Source organism: Xanthomonas phaseoli pv. dieffenbachiae, from assembly GCF_008639345.1.
GTDB classification, from domain to species: domain Bacteria; phylum Pseudomonadota; class Gammaproteobacteria; order Xanthomonadales; family Xanthomonadaceae; genus Xanthomonas; species Xanthomonas phaseoli.
The window spans coordinates 5058724-5078786 of the sequence record NZ_CP041380.1 but is presented as its reverse complement, the minus strand read 5'-3'; the positions used below and the strand labels follow the sequence as shown (position 1 = coordinate 5078786).

At 68.1% G+C, this 20063-nt stretch carries 14 protein-coding genes; 10 read left to right on the top strand and 4 right to left on the bottom strand.

Annotation, left to right across the window (positions count from 1 at the left end; genetic code table 11):
• Nucleotides 1–97: 97 nt before the first annotated feature.
• The 3 genes from recB to FLG15_RS22505 form a co-directional block, all read right to left on the bottom strand.
• Nucleotides 98–4084 carry an exodeoxyribonuclease V subunit beta gene (gene recB, locus FLG15_RS22515; RefSeq protein ID WP_150147472.1) on the bottom strand — a complete coding sequence of 1329 codons (3987 nt, stop codon included), beginning with the start codon at nucleotides 4082–4084 and terminating at the stop codon, nucleotides 98–100.
• Nucleotides 4081–7485 (bottom strand): exodeoxyribonuclease V subunit gamma, encoded by a 3405-nt coding sequence (gene recC, locus FLG15_RS22510; RefSeq protein ID WP_057678419.1) that lies wholly within the window; start codon nucleotides 7483–7485, stop codon nucleotides 4081–4083. The genes recB and recC overlap by 4 nt, the downstream gene beginning before the upstream one ends.
• Nucleotides 7486–7834: 349 nt before the next feature.
• Nucleotides 7835–12574 (bottom strand): putative Ig domain-containing protein, encoded by a 4740-nt coding sequence (locus tag FLG15_RS22505; protein WP_209228231.1) that lies wholly within the window; start codon nucleotides 12572–12574, stop codon nucleotides 7835–7837.
• Between the two features lie 297 nt (nucleotides 12575–12871).
• On the opposite strand from FLG15_RS22505, the gene FLG15_RS22500 reads away from it, so the two are divergent.
• The 4 genes from FLG15_RS22500 to FLG15_RS22485 are packed head-to-tail and all read left to right on the top strand — an operon-like array spanning nucleotide 12872 to nucleotide 15152.
• On the top strand, nucleotides 12872–13423 hold the full coding sequence (locus tag FLG15_RS22500) for a phage tail protein (protein ID WP_017165353.1): 552 nt from the start codon (nucleotides 12872–12874) through the stop codon (nucleotides 13421–13423).
• 47 nt (nucleotides 13424–13470) lie between these two features.
• Nucleotides 13471–13998 carry a phage tail protein gene (locus FLG15_RS22495; RefSeq protein WP_039569016.1) on the top strand — a complete coding sequence of 176 codons (528 nt, stop codon included), beginning with the start codon at nucleotides 13471–13473 and terminating at the stop codon, nucleotides 13996–13998.
• 59 nt (nucleotides 13999–14057) lie between these two features.
• Nucleotides 14058–14594, top strand: coding sequence for a phage tail protein (locus FLG15_RS22490; protein ID WP_057678416.1), 537 nt, complete (start codon nucleotides 14058–14060; stop codon nucleotides 14592–14594).
• A gap of 9 nt (nucleotides 14595–14603) precedes the next feature.
• On the top strand, nucleotides 14604–15152 hold the full coding sequence (locus FLG15_RS22485; protein ID WP_057678415.1) for a GNAT family N-acetyltransferase: 549 nt from the start codon (nucleotides 14604–14606) through the stop codon (nucleotides 15150–15152).
• A gap of 18 nt (nucleotides 15153–15170) precedes the next feature.
• Here FLG15_RS22485 and FLG15_RS22480 read toward each other — a convergent pair whose 3' ends face one another.
• A complete protein-coding gene (locus FLG15_RS22480; RefSeq protein WP_057678414.1) occupies nucleotides 15171–15458 on the bottom strand; it encodes a DUF6916 family protein in 288 nt (95 codons plus the stop codon).
• A gap of 384 nt (nucleotides 15459–15842) precedes the next feature.
• Between FLG15_RS22480 and FLG15_RS22475 the strand changes: the two genes are divergently transcribed.
• Genes FLG15_RS22475 through FLG15_RS22450 form a run of 6 tightly spaced genes read left to right on the top strand, consistent with a single transcriptional unit; the run spans nucleotide 15843 to nucleotide 19951 of the window.
• On the top strand, nucleotides 15843–16637 hold the full coding sequence (locus FLG15_RS22475) for an ABC transporter ATP-binding protein (protein WP_057678413.1): 795 nt from the start codon (nucleotides 15843–15845) through the stop codon (nucleotides 16635–16637).
• Nucleotides 16637–17386: an MlaE family lipid ABC transporter permease subunit gene (locus FLG15_RS22470; protein WP_057678412.1), complete on the top strand. Its 750-nt coding sequence runs from the start codon at nucleotides 16637–16639 to the stop codon at nucleotides 17384–17386. The genes FLG15_RS22475 and FLG15_RS22470 overlap by 1 nt, the downstream gene beginning before the upstream one ends.
• Before the next feature lie 11 nt (nucleotides 17387–17397).
• On the top strand, nucleotides 17398–17943 hold the full coding sequence (mlaD, locus tag FLG15_RS22465; protein ID WP_005912377.1) for an outer membrane lipid asymmetry maintenance protein MlaD: 546 nt from the start codon (nucleotides 17398–17400) through the stop codon (nucleotides 17941–17943).
• On the top strand, nucleotides 17940–18602 hold the full coding sequence (locus FLG15_RS22460) for an MlaC/ttg2D family ABC transporter substrate-binding protein (RefSeq protein ID WP_011349189.1): 663 nt from the start codon (nucleotides 17940–17942) through the stop codon (nucleotides 18600–18602). Before mlaD ends, FLG15_RS22460 begins: the two co-directional genes overlap by 4 nt.
• Nucleotides 18592–18882, top strand: coding sequence for an STAS domain-containing protein (locus tag FLG15_RS22455; protein ID WP_017156012.1), 291 nt, complete (start codon nucleotides 18592–18594; stop codon nucleotides 18880–18882). The genes FLG15_RS22460 and FLG15_RS22455 overlap by 11 nt, the downstream gene beginning before the upstream one ends.
• A gap of 10 nt (nucleotides 18883–18892) precedes the next feature.
• Nucleotides 18893–19951: an MlaA family lipoprotein gene (locus FLG15_RS22450; protein WP_017158961.1), complete on the top strand. Its 1059-nt coding sequence runs from the start codon at nucleotides 18893–18895 to the stop codon at nucleotides 19949–19951.
• The last annotated feature ends 112 nt before the right edge of the window (nucleotides 19952–20063 follow it).

Genomic DNA, 20063 nt, shown 5'->3' with positions numbered 1-20063 from the left:
TGACGCCGATGACGCGCGGGCGGTGCGTGCTCGGCGCGATCGCTGAGAGGCGCGAACGCGGTGCGGGCCGGCCATGCGACTGGCGCGGTGCATTGGTTCATGGGGTGGGTGTCCCTGGTGCGGACGTACCCTCACCCCACCCCTTCTCCCGGGGGGAGAGGGGCTCAGGGTGGTTGGCGCCACCTTGCGCTGGCGCGTCATTGGACAGCGCATCTGCAGGCTTGCCGGCGAACAAGGCGTCCACGGCGTGCACCAGCGCTGGTTCGAAGCGCCAGGCGTGGATGCCCGGTGCCGGATCGCCAAGCGGCGCGCGCGGAACGCCGGCGGTCGTGGCGACGGCGTTCGGAGCGGAGTCGGGTCTGTCGCCGGTGGAATCGCGCGTGGGTGCGGACGTACGCTGGCCCGCGATGGAATGGCCATGGGTTTCGTCAGCGGCTTCCGACCCGGCAGCCTCCGCAGGGCGCCCGGCATCCAGGCCGCGACAGAACAGATAGCGCACGCCGCCGAAGTCGCGGGCGTAGTCGTAGGCATCGCCCAGGCGGAAGCGCAGCCAGCGGTGCAACGCCACGGTGTAGATCAGCGCCTGCAGTTCGTACTCGCTGTGCGCCATGGCCCGCGCCAGGGCGTCGGCGTCGTAGCTGGGCAGGCGGTTGGATTTGTAGTCCAGCACATACCAGCGCCCGTCCACGCTGTAGGTGAGGTCGATCAGGCCGGTCATCAGGCCTTCCAGGCGCTGGCGCGCGCCGAAGGCCTGGCGGTCGCCGACCACGCCAAACCGATGCAGCAGGGCCAGCAACGCATCGACGCGGGTGGGCCGCATGGCGAAATGGAATTCCATTTCGTTGCGGCGCTGCGGTTCGGGCACGTCGGCCAGGCAGGTGCCTTCGGGCAAGGCCACGGTGAGCGTGTGGCCGATCAGCGCGGTGAGCATGCGCAGGCCGTCGTCGAGGTCGTCCTGGGCGTAGCCGCCGCGTTGCAGGGCCTCGTGGATGGGTGCGGCCTGGCCGTCAGGCGCAGGTTGGCCCGGCCGCCAGGCCTGCCAGGCGGCGAAGTCGCAACGTTCGAACACGTCGTGCATCACCACGCCGAAGCGGTTGCCGGCAAAGCGGGGATCGAACGGTTCGGCGTCGCTGGCAACGGCCACGGCAACCGCCTCGCTGCCGGACGGTTCATCGCTGCCGCCGCTGCCGACGACGGTGGCGCTGGCCATCGGGTCGGTGACCGCGCCGGCGTCGGCGTTGGCCAGTTGGGTGAAGCTGTACACCCACCATTCCGGGGCGATGTGCCGTTGCGCGCTGCGCGCAGGCGGCACCTGCGCCTCGCTCGGCGCCGGCAGCCGCGGCAGGTGGGCCGGCGGCGTGCGGGTGTCCACCGCCACGGTGCCCTCGCCCGCCGCGCCCTGCAGCGCATCGAGCGCACGCAGCATGGGCGACAACGCGGTGCGTTCGTGCTGATGGAACGGGCCGCTGGCGATCCACAGCGCGTGCTCGGCGCGGGTGAGACCGACATACAGCAGGCGCGCATCTTCGGCGCGTTGTTCCTGCTTCCAGGCGGCTTCGGCGGCGCTCCAGCTCGGGTCGTCGCGCTCTGTCTTCCAGTGCAGCTGACGGCCCAGGTCCGGCGCATGCACCACGCAATGGCGGCCGGCGCCCTTGTCGCTGCGGCCGATGCCGACATACGGCAGGAACACCAGCGGATATTCCAGGCCCTTGCTCTTGTGCAGGGTGACGATCTGCACGCGGCGCGCGTCCGATTCCAGCCGCAATTGCTGGGTTTCGTCGTTGTCGTCGGCATTGGCGATGCGCCGCGCCAGCCAGTCGACCAGGCCATGCGGGCCGAGTGCGCGCGCGTCGGCTTCCTGCAGCAGTTCGGCCAGTTGCAGATAGTTGGTGAGGCGCCGCTCGCCATCGACCAGGGCGAGCAGGCGCTGCCCGTGCGTGGCGCCGAGCTCGCCGAGCAGGGCGAGCGGGCCGCCGCGCTGCCAGCGTTCGCGCCAGTCCAGCGCCTGTTGCTGCCAGCGGCGGTGACGCTCGCCGTCGCGCTCAAGTGCGGCGATGGCGATGGCGTCTTCGCCGATCAACACCGTGGCCAAGGCGGCGCGCAGGCGGCTGTCGTCGCCCGGGTCGAGCAAGGCCTGCAGCAAGGCAAGCACTTCCAGCGCCTGTTCGGTGGCGAACAGGCTTTGCTTGCCGGCGGCCACCGCCGGGATGCCCACCGCGCCGAGCGCCTGCTGGATGCGCGTGGCCTCGCCGTGGCTGCGCACCAGCACGGCGATATCGCCGGCCTGCACCGGGCGTCCGCACACCGTGGCCGTGCTGTCGCGGGCAGCGGCCAACCAGCCGCGGATCGCGGCAACGCAGGCGGCGGTGGCCAGCTCGCGCGCGCGGCCGGCGCTCCAGGGCCTGGGCTTGCCTTTCGCAGGCGGCGGCGGTTCCGGCGCGCGCCACAGCGTCAACGCCGGCGCAGCGACGCCATCGCGTTGCAGGTCTTCATCCACCCGCTTGGTCCCGGCCTGCACCGGGTGGAAGGCGATGCCGTCGGTGAGGAAGGCATCGGTGTAGCCGGCCTGCGCGTAGAGCGCGTCGATGGCGGCCAGTACGCCCGGGCGCGAGCGGAAATTGTGGCTCAGCGGCGGCGCCAGTTCGGCGGTCATTGCAGCGGCCAGATAGGTGCGCACATCGCCGCCACGGAAGCCGTAGATGGCCTGCTTGGGGTCGCCGATCAGAAACAGCGCCGGCTCCAGCCCTGCTGCTTGTGCGAGCGGGCCTTCGCCGAACACGTTGGAAAAGATCGACCACTGACGGTCGTCGGTGTCCTGGAATTCGTCCGCCAGCGCGATGGCGTATTGCGTGCGCAAGCGTTTGACCAAGGCGTCGGCCTGTGCGCCTTGCAATGCGTGCGCGACCCCATCGACCAGGTCGTCGTAGGTCTGCACGCGGCGTTGCCGCTTGAGCAGCGCCAGCCGTGCGATGGCATCGTCGCGTAGCGCGTGCAGCAGGGCGATACGGCGCCGGCTGCGCCACGCTTCGACGTGCACCAGCGCGGTGAGATAGCCATCGATCTGGTGGCTCATCGGCGAAGACGGCGTGCGATCGAGAAACTTCTTGTTGGTGCCGGCGGCCAGTTCCGCCGCGGTCAACTTGAGCAGTTTGGCGTGTGGCGCGGTGTTGGACGATGGCGCGGCAGCGAAGCTTTCGAACCACTGCCACAGCGATGCCAGCCATTCCGGCTTGTAGCTGACCTTGCTCAGGATGCCGCCCTCGATGGCCGACATGATGGCCTCGAAAAATGCGGTGCCATGCGTGTTGAATGCGTCAGCCAGTGCGTTGGCCGCCGCGTGCACGGCCTGCAACAAGGCGGGCGCATCGTCGGTGGTCGTGGCGACTGCCGGCAACAGCGTCGGATGCCGCACCAGCGTGCGCAGATCGCTGGCCAAGGCCTCGGGGCCGCCCGACCACAGCGCGATGAGATCTTCGGCCATCACCGCATCGGCGGCGCGCTGCCGCCACAGGTCGACCGCGACTTCGCCGAGCAATTGGCGATCGTTGGCGAGCAATTCCGGCGCAGCTAACGCCTGGCCGCTTTCCAGCGCGTGCTCGCGCAGCACGCGCGCACAAAAGCCGTGGATGGTGAACACCGCGGCCAGATCGATTTCTTCCACCGCCTGCTGCAGGCGGCGACGCAATGCGGCGGGCGTTTCGCTGCCGCCGGCCAGGTGCGTGACCAGGATGGCGCGGGTGAGCAGCACGTCGGGGGGGTCGCGTAGGAGCGGACCTGGCTGCGACGGGTCGTCGGCGAGGTCGGTCACGGCCTGGGCCGCTGCTACGACAAGCGATGGCGCATCGGGGACCAGGCTTGCGGCCAGCACCAGGCGTTCGCGGATGCGGCGGCGCAGCTCCTGGGTGGCGGCTTCGGTGAAGGTCATCGCGAGGATCTGGCCGATGCGCAGGCCGCGTTCGACCACCAGCCGGGTGAACAGCGTGGCCAGCGTAAAGGTCTTGCCGGTGCCGGCGCTGGCCTCGATCAGGCGCACGCCGTGCAGCGGCAACTGCAGGTATGGGTCGGTGACGGAACTGACGCTCATTCGGCGTCTTCCTGCGCGCCGTGCCAATGCCGCCAGCTGTCGATCACGCGCTCGGTCTCGAGCGGCGCGCCGGTGTGTCCCTGTTCGAGCAATGCATACACACGGTGGCTGGTGGCGGCGAACTCGGCAAAGCGTTGCGCGTCGCCAAACGGGTCGCGGCCGCGGGTGACCAGGCGCAGTTCCGGACTGTGCGATTCGCTCCAGCCAAAACCCGATTGCCACTGCCCGGCCGCCTCCTTGATGGCCTTGTCCAGGTCGCCGCTGCGTGCGGCCTGGTGATACTTCCAGCTGCTGTACGGCGCGAACGCCAGCGGCGCCTGCAAGCCGTGGCGATACAGCTGCAGCAGTTCGGCCAATGCGGCGCGCGCCTGTGTCTGCGACAGCGGCTGCGCATCGATGGGATGCGGGCCCAGGCCGTCGTCGTGTTCGAAGAAACGCACGTACGGGGCGTGCTCGCCGGCGGCGCGCAGCAGCAGCCATTCCAGCCCATGACGGATGGCGCTGCGGCCGCTGAGCGCGCCGACCTGCACGCGCCCCACGCCGCTGGCGTACCAGCCCGGCACACGGCCGTGGATTTCGATCTCGTCCATCTGCACCTGCAACCGGCGCGACTGGGCCGGGGACTCGCCGCGCCACTGGCGGAACGCGTCGGCATACGGGCGCAATTGCGCCACGCGCTCGTCGAGCTGGCGCTGCCCCAGCGGGCCGGACGGCAGCAGCGCGCGGGCACGCAGACGCGCGTACAGGTGCTCGGTGTCGCCTGCCAGTGCAGCGTCGAATATCTGCTGCTGCAAACCGTATTGATCCAGCCCGCGCGTGGGAGCGAGCAAAGGTTCCAGATCGCTGTCCTGCCCGGCCGGATCGGGCAGGCGCATGCCCAACCGATGACGCAGGAACTGCCCGGCCGGGTCGGTCAGCAGCCGGCGCAACGCGTCGATGGAGACGCTGGCCGGCAACACGATCTCGTCAGCCGGCAATGCACCGGCCACCCACGGCGCCAGCGGCTGCCGCTGGCCGACCAGGCTGTCCACCGCCGGGCGCCATTGCCGGCGATAACTGAAACGGCGCGGGTCGGCGCCGTCGTCGCCCAGCGCACCGAACGCAGCGGCGGCGAAGGGCTGCAACGGGTGCCGCACCACCAGCGTGTCGAGCGCGTTGCTGGCGGCGTGGTACTGCGCGGCGCTTGCCAGCAATTCGCTGACCAGCACCGACGGCTCGCGCACGCTGCCATCGCGCGCATCGGCGCCGAGATAGCTGAGGTAGAACACGTCCTGCGCGGAGGCGAACAACTGCAGGAACAAAAAGCGGTCGTCCTCGCGCGTGGAGCGGTCGCCGTGCCGGCGACGTTCGGTCCCCAGTTCCGCGGTGAGGCGATTGAGCCCGGCGGCCGGGTCGCGCCGCGGGAAATCGCCATCGTTCATGCCGAGCAGGCAGATCACGCGGAACGGCAGCAAGCGCATCGGCACCATGCGCCCGAAACTGATGCCGCCGGTGAGCAGCGGCGCGCGCGTATCCGATTCGCCCAGCACCGCCGCGAAATGCGCACGCACCACCTCGGCCGGCACCACGCCGGCGTACTCGGCGCGTACCGCGTCGCGGGCGAATTGGTCGATCAAGGTGCGCAAGCGATCCAGCGCGCGCGGCGCGCGCGGCGCCGTTGGCGTGGTCGGAATCAATGCCTCGAGCAGGCCCAGCAAACGCTCGCGCCACTCGACCGGTGTCATCGCCTCGGCCAGCGCAGCTTGATGCCGTTCGAGCACGCGCAACAGCCGCAACAACGTGTCGAGTGCGGCCAGCGCGCTGCCTTCCAGCTGCGGCCACGGCGCTACCCCCTCGATGTCCTCGTCGGCGCCGCTGGCATGGCCGAGCAGCAGCCGGTCCAGCGCAAAACGCCAGGTATAGGCGTCGTCGCCCGGTGCCTGGTGCTGGCGCCGGTGCGCCGCATCCAGGCCCCAGCGCGCGCCGGCCGCGTGCAGCCAGCTGCGCAGGCGTTCCAGCCCGGCTTCGTCCAGGCCGGCGGCTTCGGCGATCGGCGCGCTGGCCAGCAGGTCGAGGATTTCATGCAGCCCGAAACGCGCGATCGGCAAACCGAGCAAGGTGAGGAACACCTCGGCCAGCGGCTCGCTCGCCAACGGGCTGGCATCGGCCAGCGCATAGGGCAGCGCGTCGTCGTTGCCATGGCTGCCGAACACCGCATCCAGATACGGCACGTACGGGTCGATATTGGGCGACAGCACCGCGATCTCGCGCGGCTGCAGGGGCGGGTCGAAGCGTGGGTCGTCGAGCAGCGCGCGCAGTTGGTCGTGCAACACCTGCAACTCGCGCAGCCGCGTGTGGCAGGCGTGCACCTGCAGGCTGGGGTCGTGCAGATTCACCGCCGGCAATACCGCTTCCGCCGCGGGCGCGCGGCGATGGAACAGATCGCTCTGCATGCGCCGCAACAGGCTGTCGCCCAGCCCGCCATTGGCCAGCGTGCGGCGACCGGAATCCAGCGGGTCGGCGTAGGCGGCAATTTCCGCCAGTGGGTGCACCACTTCGTAGTCGCCTACCAATGCCATGAAATCGCGCCCGGCTGCGCCCCAGGCCTGCAACAAGGGGTTTTCCTGCACCTGCTCGGCGAACAGCTGCACGGCGCCATCTTCGCGCCGACGTTGCCACACGCTCTGCAGGTCGCCCCAGTACCCCTGCGTCGGTGTGGGCAGATAGAAATGCAGCGTGCCCACGCGCGCCTGCGTGGCCAGCACGCGCAAGACGTCCGGCGAGATGTTCAAGATGGCGAACGCGAACACGCGCGGCGGCAAACCCTGCGGCAACGGGCCATCGGCACGCGCGTAGCGATCCAGATACTGGCCGATGCGCCGTGCGCGGTATTGCCGGCCGGTGGCGATGCTGCGCCACAACCGGGCCTGCGGATCGTCCGGGTCGGCGCCCGCTTCCCAGCGCAGCAGCCAGTCGCGGCGCCAGGCCTGGTATTTCTCGAACACGCTGCCCAATTCGCCGGCCAGCGTCCACGGCTTGAGCGCATCGCCATCGGCCAGATAGCCGGCCAGCGGCGCCAACGCCGCATCGCGGCCCAGGTCCGATTGCAGGGCCGCATACAACCGCCACTGCGTGGTGGCCATGTCCAGGTCGTCGTCGGCCGCGCCGAGGTTGCGCTCCAGCGCACGCGCGACGAATTCGCCGGGCGTGAGAAATTCCAGATTCGCCGCAACACCGTGCTCGGCCGCAAGCGTGGACTGCAACCAGCGCCGCATCGCCACCTGCGGAATCAGCACCACCTCCGGCTGCAGCAACGGTTGCCCCGGCATCGGCCGGCGCAACTCCTGCGCGAGCAAGGCGGCCAGGGTATCCAGCGCATTGGATGGATAAAGACGGAAATCGGGCGCGGAAGTGGCGTGCATGCGTGGCGCATTGTGCCGGATGCGCGCGTGAGGCGTTATTTGCCGCCGTGTCGGCGCCCGGTGGCCGCGCTGAAACGCAAGGCCGCACGACACCGTGTAACAGCGCTACGCGAAAGATGCCGAGCAACGGCGCGCCACACACCGTGCATCGACAACTGCAATCAGGCCTCACGCCGCAGACGACGTGCTGCCGTGGTTACGCGCAACCTTCCAATGCCCGATGCAGCCAGTGGCGCCGTACCCAAGCGTCAGCGCAACCACGCCAGCAACACGCCGACATCACAAACGCGATGGGCCGGGGTGTTCGCCCGGCCCATCGCATTGCATGACTGCACGGCGTGCAACCCGATCAGTATTTCTTTTCCAGATTGATCATCCAGGTCTGGTCGTTGTTGCTGTCGCCGTCGGTGATGCCGCGGTATTCCAGCCGCGTCGACAGGCCTTGTTCGGTCAGCAGCGCCGCACCGATGCCCACCATCAACCGGTTGCGGTCGAACGCGCTCTGCGCCGTGCGATAGAACGGACCACCGGTGAGGTCGGCATAGCTCAGGATCGCATCGCCACGGCCCTGGAAGTCGCGCTGATATTCCACGCGCAACTGCGGGCTCAGCCGTCCCCAGGCAACCTCGCGGCGCCATTCCAGACGCAGGCCGAGATTTCCGGTGGTGGTGGCCACGTCCATGTCGGCATAGCGCAGTGCGAACGGGGCCACGCCTTGTTCCGCATAACCGTCCAAGGTGGCGCGCGCCACATCCACCCGTGCGTACGGGGTGATCTGCAGCGTGCCGCGTTGCAGATCGGCGCCGGTGGACAGCGAGGCGATCCACTGCTTGCCGTCGCGGTTGCCCTCGGCCAGCGAGCTGTCATCGGTGACGAAGCGGCGCAGGTCGTACGACAGCATCTGGTAGCCGACCAAGGTGTCGAAGAAGAACGCCTTGCCCGGATGGAAGCTGGCGTACAACGCCATCGTGTAGGCGGTGGCCTTGCTATGGCTGCCGTTGTTGCCCACATCGCTGTCGTCGCGGCCCCAACCCAGGCCCGCACCGATCGCCAGCGACGAGGCAACACGGTAGTCGGCACCCACGCTCAACCCATCGGTCTGGAAATCCACCCCGTTGCTGTTGGTCTGCCGGTTCAGGCTGCCCGAGCGGATCGCGCCGCCCACCCACAGACCCAGGTCGCCCTGCGTCTGCGCGCTGCTGCCGGTGCTGCTGGCAACTGCGGGCGCGTCGCGGAAGTCGTTGTCGGCGTCCTGCGTGTCCGGGCTGCACGGCTGCGCACTGATGCCGCGCTCGGCCTGGCGGCAGTGCGAGGTCGGCTGGAAGCTCACTGCGTTGGTGAAGCTGCCACCGCCGCGATGCGTGGCCTCCAGACGGCGCTGGAAGTTGTCGATCTGCGCCCGCGCAAAACGCCGCGTGGACTCGGACTGCGCATCGATCAGGCCACGCACTTCCGCATCCACGCTCGGGTCGCGCCGTGGTGCGATGTTGAACACCACACTGGCCGGGGCCGAGGTGGCGAATGCGTTGGACAAGGTGAACTGCACCGTGGCCTGGCCGACGAAGGCCGGGTTGGGCGTAAAGGTCAGGGTAAAGCTCGGCGCTTCGGCCATTGCAGTGGCTGCCGGCGACAGGCCGGAGGTACGCGCCGCCGCCGCAGTGGCAGTGCCGCCCACGCGGGTGATGGTGGCGGTACCGGCCGAGGCCGGCAGGACCGCAACCACCGCAGCGGCCACGAACGGCCCGCCGGTGGCGTTACGGGTGATATCCACCTGTTGCGCTTCGCCCGGCACTGCCGCTGCAGTCACCGACACCGCCACCGGCCGCACGTTGACCGTGATGGTCAACGTCACCGCAGCCGAGGTGCCGCCTGCGCCTGTGGCGGTGTAGCTCAGCACGTCGGTGCCGGTAAAGCCGGCATTCGGCGTATAGACCACTTCCAACCCGCTGACCACGGCCGTGCCGTTGGTGGGTGCGCTGGCAATGGCGATCGCGGTGATGCTGCCGGTGTCGTTGGCGGTGACCGCTGCGGTCACGGCGGTGTCGGTCATGGTGGCGGCAACATCGGCCACCGCCACCGGCGCCGCATCGTTCACCGTGAAGGTGTAGGCCTGCGTGGCGGTGGCATTGCCCGCATCGGCCACCGCAATGGTGAACGACGAGGTGCCCTGTACCGTTGGCGTGCCCGACAACGTGCCGTCGCTGGCCAGCGTCAATCCGGCCGGCAACGTGCCGCTGGCGATGCTGTAGCGGTACGGCGCAATGCCGCCGCTGGCGGTGAGCACCTGGCTGTAGGCGCTGCCACGCACGGCCGCCGGCAAGGTGGGCTGCCTCAGCACCAGCGTTGCGGCGTTGACGGTCAGCGCGTAGCTCCGGCTGGCCTGCGCGGCGGGGCTGGGCGTGCTGTCGGTGACCGTCAGGGTGAAGGTGAAGGTCCCCGATACGGTCGGCGTCCCGCTGAGGCCGCCGGTTGCAGCGTCCAGTACCACGCCACCCGGCAGCGCGCCGGCAGTGACTGCATAACTGTACGGCGCCGTGCCGCCGGTGGCCGGGGCGATCGCAGCCGCATAGGCCTGCCCGGCGGTCCCTGCCGGCAAGGTCGACGCCGGCAACACCAGGTTCGGGCCAGCCACGGTCAGGCTGTATGCCTGCGTGCCGGTGAAGCTGTTGGCGTCGGTGGCCTGCACGGTGAAGTTGAACGTGCCCTCCAGCGTGGCCGTGCCCGACAAGGTGCCGTTGCTGGCCAAGGTGATGCCGGCCGGCAATGCACCGCTGGTGATCGCATAGGTGTAGGCCGCGGTGCCGCCGCTGGCGGTCAGCGTCTGGCTGTAGGCGGTGCCACGTGTTGCGGTGGGGACCGTGGCCGGCGCCAGCGCAATCGTCGGCGCGGCGATGTTCAACGTGTAGCCGCGCGTGCCTTGGGAGGGCGTGCCGCTGGTACTGTCGGTCGCAGTGACGCTGAAGTTGAAGCTGCCCACGCTGGTGGTGGTGCCGGTCAACGTCCCGCTGCTGCTGTTGAGCGTGATGCCGGCGGGCAACGCGCCGGCGGTGAGCGCGTAGCTGTAGGGCGCAATGCCGCCGGTGGCCGGAGTGATCGCACTCGAATAGGCCTGGCCCGCGGTGCCGGCCGGCAAGGTGGTGGCCGGCAAGGTCACGTTGGCGCCGGCCACGGTCAGGGTGTAGGCGCGGCTGCCGCTGGTCGGCACCCCGCTGTCGGTCGCGGTGACGGTGAAGTTGAAGCTGCCGCTGGCGGTCGGCGTACCGGACAGCACCCCGGCGGCATTCAATGTCATTCCGGCCGGCAACGTCCCGGCACTGATCACGAAGCTGTAGCCCGGGGTGCCACCGCTGGCGGTCAGCGTCTGGCTGTACGCAGTGCCTGCGGTTGCTGCGGGCAGCGACGTGGGCGAGATCGTCACCACCGCATCGTCGTTGAGGATGGTGCCGGTGCCGGTGGCGCGGGCGATGGTCGCATTGCTGGCCCCGGACAGGCCGACACTGAAGGTCTCGTTGGGCTCGACCGCGGTGTCGCCATTGACCGTAACGGCCACGCCTTGCGCGGTCACGCCCGGCGCAAAGCTCAGCGTGCCGGAGCGCGCGACATAGTCGCTGCCGGCGGTGGCGGTCCCGTCGGCGGTGGCGTAGTTGACCGTAACCGTCTGGCCGCTGGCCGCGCTCAGGCTCACCGTGAAGGTGGCCGTGGTGGTGCCGCTGTTGCCTTCGTTGACGCTCACATCGTCGATCGACAGGGCCGGCTGCGCATCGTCGTTGACGATCGTGCCCAGGCCCTGCCCGTCGCTCACGGTGGCACCGGTGACGTTGCTGACGTTGACGAAAAACGTTTCGTCCGGCTCGGCCAGCGTGTCGCCGTTGACCAGCACGGTGAAGGTGGCGCTGCTGCTGCCGGCGGGGATGGTCCTGGTCAGACTGGAGGCGGCGTAATCCACGCCCGCCGTGGCGGTGCCATCGGCCGTGGCGAGATCGAAGCTGACGCCGCCGGCGCCGGCCGGCGCGCTCAGCGACACGGTGAAGGCGGCATTGGTGGTGCCGGCATTGCCTTCGTTCACCGAGACATCGTTGATCGACAGCCCCGGCAGGTCGTCGTTGAGAATGGTGCCGGTGGCGCTGTTCGGCGAACCAACCGTGTAACCGCTGCCGGCATTGAGGCTGATCACCACTGTCTCATCGGGTTCGACCGTGGTGTCGGGCGTTGGGTTGACGGTGATGGTGCCGCTGGTCTGGCCGGCCGCGATCACCAAGGGCGAATTGATCGTGGCGTAGTCGGTGCCGTTGGTGGCGGTCCCGCCGACGTTGAAGCCGATCGACAGCGCCGACGGCGATGGCTGGCTCAGCGCGACGGTGTAGACCAGGTTGGGTGCACCGTCTTCGTACACGCTGGCCGGCGAGACGGTGATGGTGGCGACCGGGAAGTCGTCGTTGACGATGGTGGCGGTGGCGCTGGACGGATTGCCGACCGAATAGTCGGTGCCGCTGGCGACGCTGAAGATCGCCGTCTCATCGGGTTCCACCGTCGTGTCGGCGACCGGGGTGATGCTGAAACTGACGGAGGTGGCGTTGGCCGGCACCACCACGCTGCTGACCGCGCCGGTGTAGTCGGTGCCGCTGGTGGCGGTACCGCTGCGGGTCAGGTTCACCGTGGTCGGCGAACTGTTGGTCTGGCTCAGCGTCACCGTGTAGACCAAGGAGGTACCGCTGTCCTCGTTGGCGGCGGACGGGCTGACCGCGATGCTGGCGGTGCGCGAGGGGTTGATGGTGATGTTGAAGACGACCTGGTTATTGTCCTCGTCCAGCAGATAGAACGAGTCCGAGGTCGCGCCATCCCCGTTGTTGGTGTAGGTCACCCGCTCGGTTCCGGCGCTGTCGAGTTGGCCGGTGAGGGAGTAGCTGCCATGCGATGGTTGCGCACCGTCGGCCATGCCGGCATTGAACGGGCCATCGCAGTCGCTGACGTCGAACGTCACCGAACCGCCGGAGCTGACGGTGGCACTCTTGGGGGCCGGGCAATAGGCTGCCAAGGCGGTATGAGAGCTCGCTAATAGCAGCAGTGCCATCAGCCAACGCAGGGCCAAGTGCACGCCACCGACGGCATGGCAATTCGTAGACATCGCTAATCCCCTAGAAACACGCCGTCCCACGGCGCCGGCAGCAGTCCTGGTGCCTCAGATCAGCGCGCTGCTCATGCCTGTCGGCACATATCCGCGCTGCGGCGCCATTGAAGCAGGAACTGACTGCCAGTTAAAGAACAAAAAATTAATACTTCATCCCACTTTTGGTGCGTGGCGGCTTGCTGCGCGCAGGCGCGACAGGTATGTGTAGACCACTTTCCGACATGCAGTCGGGCGGTCACCTACTCAGGGAGGGCTTGGATGAGCGAGTTTTTCGTTGGTCAGATCATGCTGACCGGTTTCGCGTTCGCGCCAAAGTTTTTTGCGCAGTGCAACGGGCAGTTGTTGCCGATCAATCAGAACCAGGCCCTGTTCAGCCTGCTTAACACGCGCTATGGCGGCGATGGCAGGACGACGTTCGGCCTTCCCGACCTGCGCGGCCGCACGCCCATCGGCTACAGCCCCTCTGTCGATCCAGCCTGGCAACCGCCTGCGGTGCCGATGGGGCAGGCCGCCGGTGCGGAGACGGTGACGCTGGTCGGCGACAACCTGCCGGCACATCTGCACCTCATGGATTGCAGCAGCGCCAATGGCGACAACCGCGTGCCGACCGGGCGCCTGTTTGCCAACAATGTCGTCAGTCCAGGTCCGGGCACGCCGCACCCACTGTATGCCGCGCCCGGCACGATGGTGCCGCTGGCCCAGTCCACGATCGCCAACAGCGGCGGCGGCCAGGCGCACCCGAACCTGCAGCCGTACACCACGCTGAATTTCTGCATCGCGCTGTCCGGCATTTTCCCCTCGCGCAACTAGCCGTTTCCGCACTCGCGCGCGGCGCGTCATCGACCAGGAAGGACCACATGGGCACTCCATTCATCGGCGAAATCCGCATGTTCGGCTTCGGCCGCACCCCCCAGGGCTGGCAGGCATGCGACGGCACGCTGCTGCAGATCTCCGAATACGAGCCGTTGTACCTACTGCTCGGCACCACCTACGGCGGCAATGGCACCAGCACCTTCGGCGTGCCGGACCTGCGCGGGCGTCTGCCGATCCACCAGGGCCAGGGGCCTGGATTGAACAACTACGTCCTGGGCCAGCGCGCCGGCACCGAGACGGTGACCCTGGTCGACCTGCAGATGCCGGCGCACACGCACACCGCACAGGCCACCACCGCGGCGGCCACGTCGGCGGCGCCCGCCGGGCTAGTGCCGGGCGCCGTCAACGGCGGTCTGTTCTACGCCAGCGATGTGACCGGTGCCAGCCAGGTCGCGATGTCCGGGCAGAGCACCTCGTACGCCGGCGGCAGCCAGCCACACGACAACCTGATGCCGACGCTGACGGTGCAGTACTGCATCGCCACCACCGGCATCTTTCCGCAGCAGGCCTGATCCATGCGCCGCGCCGATCCGGCTGCGGCACGCATCCGTTCCATCCGAGGAATCCGCGCATGACCGAACCCTACATCGGCGAAATCCAGCTGTTCGGCTTCGACTACAACCCCTATGGCTGGGCCCTGTGCAACGGCGCCGTACTGCCCATCGCGCAGAACACCACGCTGTATTCGCTCCTGGGCGTGGTCTATGGCGGCAACGGCAGCAGCACGTTCCAGTTGCCGAACTTCTGCGCGCGCGCCGGTTGCCAGCAGGGCCAGGGCCCGGGCCTGTCTCCGCATACGCTGGGCAGCAGCGTCGGCTCCGCCTCGGTGAGCCTGCAGAGTTCGCAGATCCCGCTGCACCAGCACGGCGTCACTGCATACTCGCAATCGGACCCTACCAAACGGACCGGCACACCCGCCAGCGGCGTGACCCTGTCGTCGCTGAGCATCAACAGCGAGCGGCCGTTCCTGACGGTCGCGCCGGACAAGCAGTTCTCCCCGACCATGTTGATGCCAACCGGTATCGGCCAGGCGCACGAGAACCGGCAGCCGTATCTGGCGGTGAACTTCTGCATCGCGCTGCAGGGCGACTACCCTGTGTTCGATTAGGCGATGCCAATGCCCGAACGCGTGACGCAGGCCGGAGCACACGCGCGCCTCTGCGCTGACGCGCCTGCCGCAGCGGATCTTGCGCTGCGGCCGGAGCAACCCGACGATCTGGCCTGGTTGCAGGAGCTCTATGCCAGCACGCGCAGCGACGAGCTCGCACCGGTACCGTGGCCAGAGGCTGCCAAGCGCGCCTTCCTGCTGCAGCAGTTCGCATTGCAGCGCACGCATTACCGGCAACAGTTTGCCGACGCGGACTTTCTGATCGTGCAGGCCAACGGTCTATCGATCGGCCGGCTCTATCTGCACCGCGCCGCCGCGCACCACACGCTGGTCGATATCAGCTTGCTGCCGGACTGGCGTGGCAAAGGCATCGGCTCGCACCTGATCGCGCATGCGCAGGCGTGCGCCCGCGATGCTGGATGTGTTTTGTCATTGCATGTGCTGCACGCCAACCCCGCTGCGCGACGCCTGTATGCCCGCCACGAATTCGTTGCAGGCGACAGCACCCAGACCCATCTGCAGATGCACTGGCATCCGCGCGATCACCTGCTCAGTTGAACGCGCAGCTGGCCGTGTTCAATTGAAGACGGCCTGATACAGGAACCCGTCGCGCTCGCGCGCCACCGGCACCAGGAAGATACCGATCTCGCCGAGCCGCGCATGCCGCATCTGATAGGTCTGCTGGGGAAACAGAAAGGCCGAGCCGTTACGAAACAACAGGGAGAACGGCGCACGTTGCGAAGGGCGCGCGTGCTGCAAGGGCCGCGCTTCCACCAGCACGAACGGCACCTCGCCCTCATTCAATGCGGCAGCAAAGGTCTCGTTGACGCTACCGGCGAAGTGTTCAAGCGTCAGCAACTCCATGGAAGATTCCTGCAGCGACGAAGTAGCGTGGATCGTCACGTTTTGTGGCCGGTTCGACAAGCTGCCGCTGCCGACAACGCGACGTGCTCGGCAGATCGTGGCGCGACAGCGACAGGCAAGACAGCACAACACACGTGCCAAGCTGCAGGGAGACACGGCGCGCTGGGGAAACTGTCGCCGACGTCCCTACTGCAGCGTACGTTTCTCGATTCCGCTCGCATGCGTGTGGGCTGGTTACGCTGCAGGACACGCTGTTACGCAGACAGCGACACGCAACCCGCACATCGCCACTGGGTGAATGCGACAATACTGCACGCGCCAGTCTGGTTATGTTCAGCGCTGTGCGGGCTACTCTATCGCGTTGTAATTTTGTTAAAGGCACCGATGACGGCTTCCGCTTCCCCTGTCGTGCAGTTGTCCGGTGTCCGCATCGACCGCGGCGGGCGCACGATCCTGCGCGATGTGTCGCTGCAGGTGCCACGCGGCAGCATCACGGCCGTGCTCGGTCCGTCCGGTAGCGGCAAGTCCACCATGCTGGCGGCGCTGACTGGCGAGCTGCGCCCGGTTGCCGGCACGGTCACGTTGTTCGGCAATGCGATTCCCACCGGCAGCCGCGCGCTGCTGGAGATGCGGCGCAACGTCGGTGTGCTGCTGCAGGGCAATGGCCTGCTCACCGACCTCAGCGTGGCCGAGAACGTCGCGCTGCCACTGCGCACCCACACGCGCTTGCCGGCAGCGGTGCTGCAGCGCCTGGTCCAGATGAAGCTGCATGCAGTCGGCCTGCTGGCCGCCGCCGATGCCTGGCCGCGCGAGTTATCCGGCGGCATGGCGCGGCGCGTGGCGCTGGCGCGCGCGCTGGCACTGGACCCACCGCTGATGATCTACGACGAGCCGCTGACCGGGCTGGACCCGATCGCCTCGGGCGTGATCATGAGCCTGATCCAGCGCCTCAACGACAGCCTGGGCCTGACCAGCATCATCGTCAGCCACCATGTGCACGAGACGCTGCCGATCTGCGACCAGGCGGTGGTGATCGCCAATGGCGGCATCGTGTTCGCCGGCACCCCTACGCAGTTGCAGGACAGCACCGACCCGCTGGTGCAGCAGTTCCTGCATGGCCAGCCGGATGGTCCGATCGCCTTCGATGCCGCCCCGCGCCGCGACCGGAGTGCTGCCTGATGGCCTTCGCCGATTCCATTCGCGCCTTCGGCCGCGCCGGCCTGTTTTCGCTGACGGTGCTGCGCGGCTCGTTGCCCACGCGCGATTTCATTGCCGAACTGGTGCGCGAGATCTACAAGGTCGGCGCGCGCTCGCTGCCGATCATTGCGGTGGGCGGCGCCTTCGTCGGCCTGGTGCTGACCTTGCAGGGCTATCGCACGCTCACCACCTACGGTGCATCGGATGCGTTGTCCACGCTGTTGGGCCTGTCGCTGTATCGCGAACTGGCGCCGGTGCTGACCGCGCTGTTGTTCATCGGCCGCGCCGGCAGTTCGATCGCCGCCGAGCTCGGTTTGATGCGCGCCACCGACCAGATCAAGGCGCTGGAGCTGATGGCCATCGACCCGGTGGCCAAGGCGGTGGCGCCGCGCTTCTGGGCGGCGGTGCTGACGGTGCCGCTGTTGACGGGCGTGTTCTGCTCGCTGGCCATTACCGGTGGCTATTTCGAAGCGGTGCATGTGCTGGGGATCGACAACGGCACCTTCTGGTCCGGGCTGAGCAATAGCGTGGACGTCTGGGACGACTTCGGCGTGGCGATGCTCAAGTCGGCGATTTTCGGCGGCACCGCCGCACTGGTTGCCGCCTACGTGGGCTTCCGTGCCGAACCGACCATCGAAGGCACCTCGGTCGCCACCACCCGCGCGGTGGTGAATGCCTCGTTGCTGGTGCTGATGTTCAACTTCGTCCTTTCTGCAATGTTGTTTAGGTGAGTGGAATAACTATGGCCATGCGTGGACCACGACTCGAATTCGCCGTCGGCGCCTTTTTGCTGCTGACCCTGGCCTCGCTGCTGGTGCTGGCGGTGGCCTCGACCAACCAGCGCTGGGGTTTTGGCTCCAGCCAGTACACGCTGACCGCCCGCTTCAGCCAGATCGGCCAGCTGCGCGCGCAGGCGCCGGTAAAGATCGGCGGCGTGACCATCGGCAAGGTGGCCGACATCAGCCTGGACCCGACCAAGTTCGATTCGATCGTGACCTTGTCGCTGGATACCAAATACAAGGACCTGCCCGCCGACACCTCGGCTGGCATCTTCACCAGCGGCTTGCTCGGTGAGAGTTATATCGGGCTGCAGCCGGGCGGCGACCCGGACACCCTCAAGCCGGGCGACGAAATCGGCTTCACCCAGCCGGCGGTGGATCTGCTGCAGCTGGTCGGCAAATACATGTTCAGTGGTGGCGGTGGCGGCAGCAATGCCCCGGCCGCCGCCAACGGCCAGGCGCCTGCGCCTGCGCAAACCGCTCCTCCCTCTACGGAACCACATCAATGAAGACCACTGTGCTTTCTGCCGTCCTGGCCTCGACCCTGCTGGTGTGCGCACCGGCAACCGTGCTGGCGCAGCCGGCCGCTGCCAGCGCGCCTGCGCAGGGCGCGGCGACCAAGACCGTCATCGACAGCAGCACTCGCATCCTGAGCACGCTGGACCAGCGCCGCGCCGAGTTCCGCAGCAATCCGGCGGCGCTGCGTCAGTTCATCAACGGCGAATTGAACAAGGCCTTCGACCGCGATTACTCGGCCCGCCTGGTGCTGGGCGTGCATGGTCGCGGCGCCTCCGATGCCGACGTCAAGCTGTTTGCCGATGCGCTGGCCGACAACCTGATGCAGCGTTATGGCACCGCGCTGCTGAATTTCGAAGGCAAGCCGACCTTCCGCGCCAAGTCCGAAAGCGCGCTGCCGGGCAACCGTGGCGTCAAGGTGTCCACCGACCTGCTGCGTGCCGGCAACGACCCGACCCCAGTCGATTACCTGATGCGCAATACCGGCGGCCAGTGGAAGATCTTCGACGTGATGATCGAAGGCATTTCCTACGTGCAGACCTTCAAGACCCAGTTCGACGGCCCGCTGCGCGAGAAGGGCATTGCCAAGGTGGCCGCCGAGCTGCGTAGCGGCAACCTGCAGGTCGGTACGGCACCGGCCAATGGCAACTAATACCGTGCAACGCACGGGCGAGGCGCTGGTCATCGCCGGCGTGCTCGACCGTGCGGCAGTCACCGCGGCCTGGCCGCAGGCGATCGCACAGCTGGATGGCGCGCGCACGCTGGACCTGTCGGGTGTACAACGCCTGGACAGCGCCGGCGTGGCAATGCTGGCCGAACTGGCTGCCCGGTTGCGCCAAGCCGGCAGCGGCGCGGTGGTGGGCGAGGCGTCCGGTCTGGACGAATTGCGCGCTGCCTACCGGTTGTCTCCCACTCTCGATTTTCAGGCCTGAGCGCCAGCCCATGACCCAGTTCCGTTCTCTTCCGTTGTTGGCCAGCCTGCTGCTGGGTGCCTGCGCCAGCCAGGCGCCCAAGTCCGCGCCGCCGTCGGGCGGTACCGCAACCGCCATCACGCCTGCAGCCGATGCGCCGGTCCGCGACGATGCCGCAGTGACCGCGCAGCCGGCCGCCGCCGGCATGGCCGCCCCGGACGCGCTGCCGGCCAGCGCTGCTGCTCCTGCCGATCCGCAGGCCGCGGCGGGCACCGGCACCACCGCTGCAGGCGCGCCCACCGATGCCGAAAGCGACTTCGACGCGCTGTACGGCACGACCACCCCGCAGGGTGCCAACGGCGCGCCGGCACAACCGGGCGCGGCGCCGGCATACGACCCGTGGGAGCGCTACAACCGCGGCATGCACCGCTTCAACATGGCGGTGGACCGCGGCGTGGCGCGTCCGTTGGCGACGGCCTACACCAAGGTGGTGCCGAGTCCGGCGCGCCTGGGCGTGACCAACTTCTTCGACAACCTGGGCACGCCGCTGACCATGGTCAACCAGCTGCTGCAAGGCCACCCGGTCCATGCAATGCAGTCGCTGGGGCGCTTTGTGATGAACAGCACGCTGGGTGTGGCCGGCTTGTTCGACCCCGCTTCGGCGGCCGGCATCCCGCGGCGCAGCGAAGACTTCGGCCAGACGCTGGGCGCGTGGGGCTGGCGCAACTCGCGCTACTTCGAACTGCCGTTGTTCGGGCCGCGCACCGTGCGCGACACCTTCGGGCTGGCGGGCGATATTCCGCTGTCGTGGATTCGCCAGGTGGACGACGGCGGTACGCGCTTCGCCCTGCAGGGCTTGCAGCTGGTGGATACGCGCGCGCAGCTGATGTCGCTGGATTCGCTGCGCGACCAGGCGCCGGACGAATACGCGCTGACCCGCGATGCATGGATGCAGCGCCGCAATTACCAGATCACCCGCGATCTGCGCAGCCATCGCGAGAAGAACAACGAGCTGCCGGACTACCTGCGCGACGACAAGGACAATACCGTGCCGGGTAACGCCATGCCGATCCCGAACTGGGTGCGTTGAGCGGTTGGATGTTTGGTGAGTGATGAACGAAAAAGCCCGGGAGCGATCCCGGGCTTTTTTGTGTGTTGGCCACCAGGCAGACCCGTTGCGACGCAACTGCGTACCCCGCATT

Bases quoted from the DNA above. Each gene is read 5' to 3' on its own strand.
- FLG15_RS22500 (WP_017165353.1), top strand. From the start codon at position 12,872: ATGAGCGAGTTTTTCGTTGGTCAGATCATGCTGACCGGTTTCGCGTTC.
- FLG15_RS22495 (WP_039569016.1), top strand. From the start codon at position 13,471: ATGGGCACTCCATTCATCGGCGAAATCCGCATGTTCGGCTTCGGCCGC.
- FLG15_RS22490 (WP_057678416.1), top strand. From the start codon at position 14,058: ATGACCGAACCCTACATCGGCGAAATCCAGCTGTTCGGCTTCGACTAC.
- FLG15_RS22455 (WP_017156012.1), top strand. From the start codon at position 18,592: ATGGCAACTAATACCGTGCAACGCACGGGCGAGGCGCTGGTCATCGCC.
- FLG15_RS22470 (WP_057678412.1), top strand. From the start codon at position 16,637: ATGGCCTTCGCCGATTCCATTCGCGCCTTCGGCCGCGCCGGCCTGTTT.
- FLG15_RS22475 (WP_057678413.1), top strand. From the start codon at position 15,843: ATGACGGCTTCCGCTTCCCCTGTCGTGCAGTTGTCCGGTGTCCGCATC.
- FLG15_RS22460 (WP_011349189.1), top strand. From the start codon at position 17,940: ATGAAGACCACTGTGCTTTCTGCCGTCCTGGCCTCGACCCTGCTGGTG.
- FLG15_RS22480 (WP_057678414.1), bottom strand. From the start codon at position 15,458: ATGGAGTTGCTGACGCTTGAACACTTCGCCGGTAGCGTCAACGAGACC.
- mlaD (WP_005912377.1), top strand. From the start codon at position 17,398: ATGGCCATGCGTGGACCACGACTCGAATTCGCCGTCGGCGCCTTTTTG.
- recC (WP_057678419.1), bottom strand. From the start codon at position 7,485: ATGCACGCCACTTCCGCGCCCGATTTCCGTCTTTATCCATCCAATGCG.
- FLG15_RS22485 (WP_057678415.1), top strand. From the start codon at position 14,604: ATGCCCGAACGCGTGACGCAGGCCGGAGCACACGCGCGCCTCTGCGCT.
- recB (WP_150147472.1), bottom strand. From the start codon at position 4,084: ATGAGCGTCAGTTCCGTCACCGACCCATACCTGCAGTTGCCGCTGCAC.
- FLG15_RS22450 (WP_017158961.1), top strand. From the start codon at position 18,893: ATGACCCAGTTCCGTTCTCTTCCGTTGTTGGCCAGCCTGCTGCTGGGT.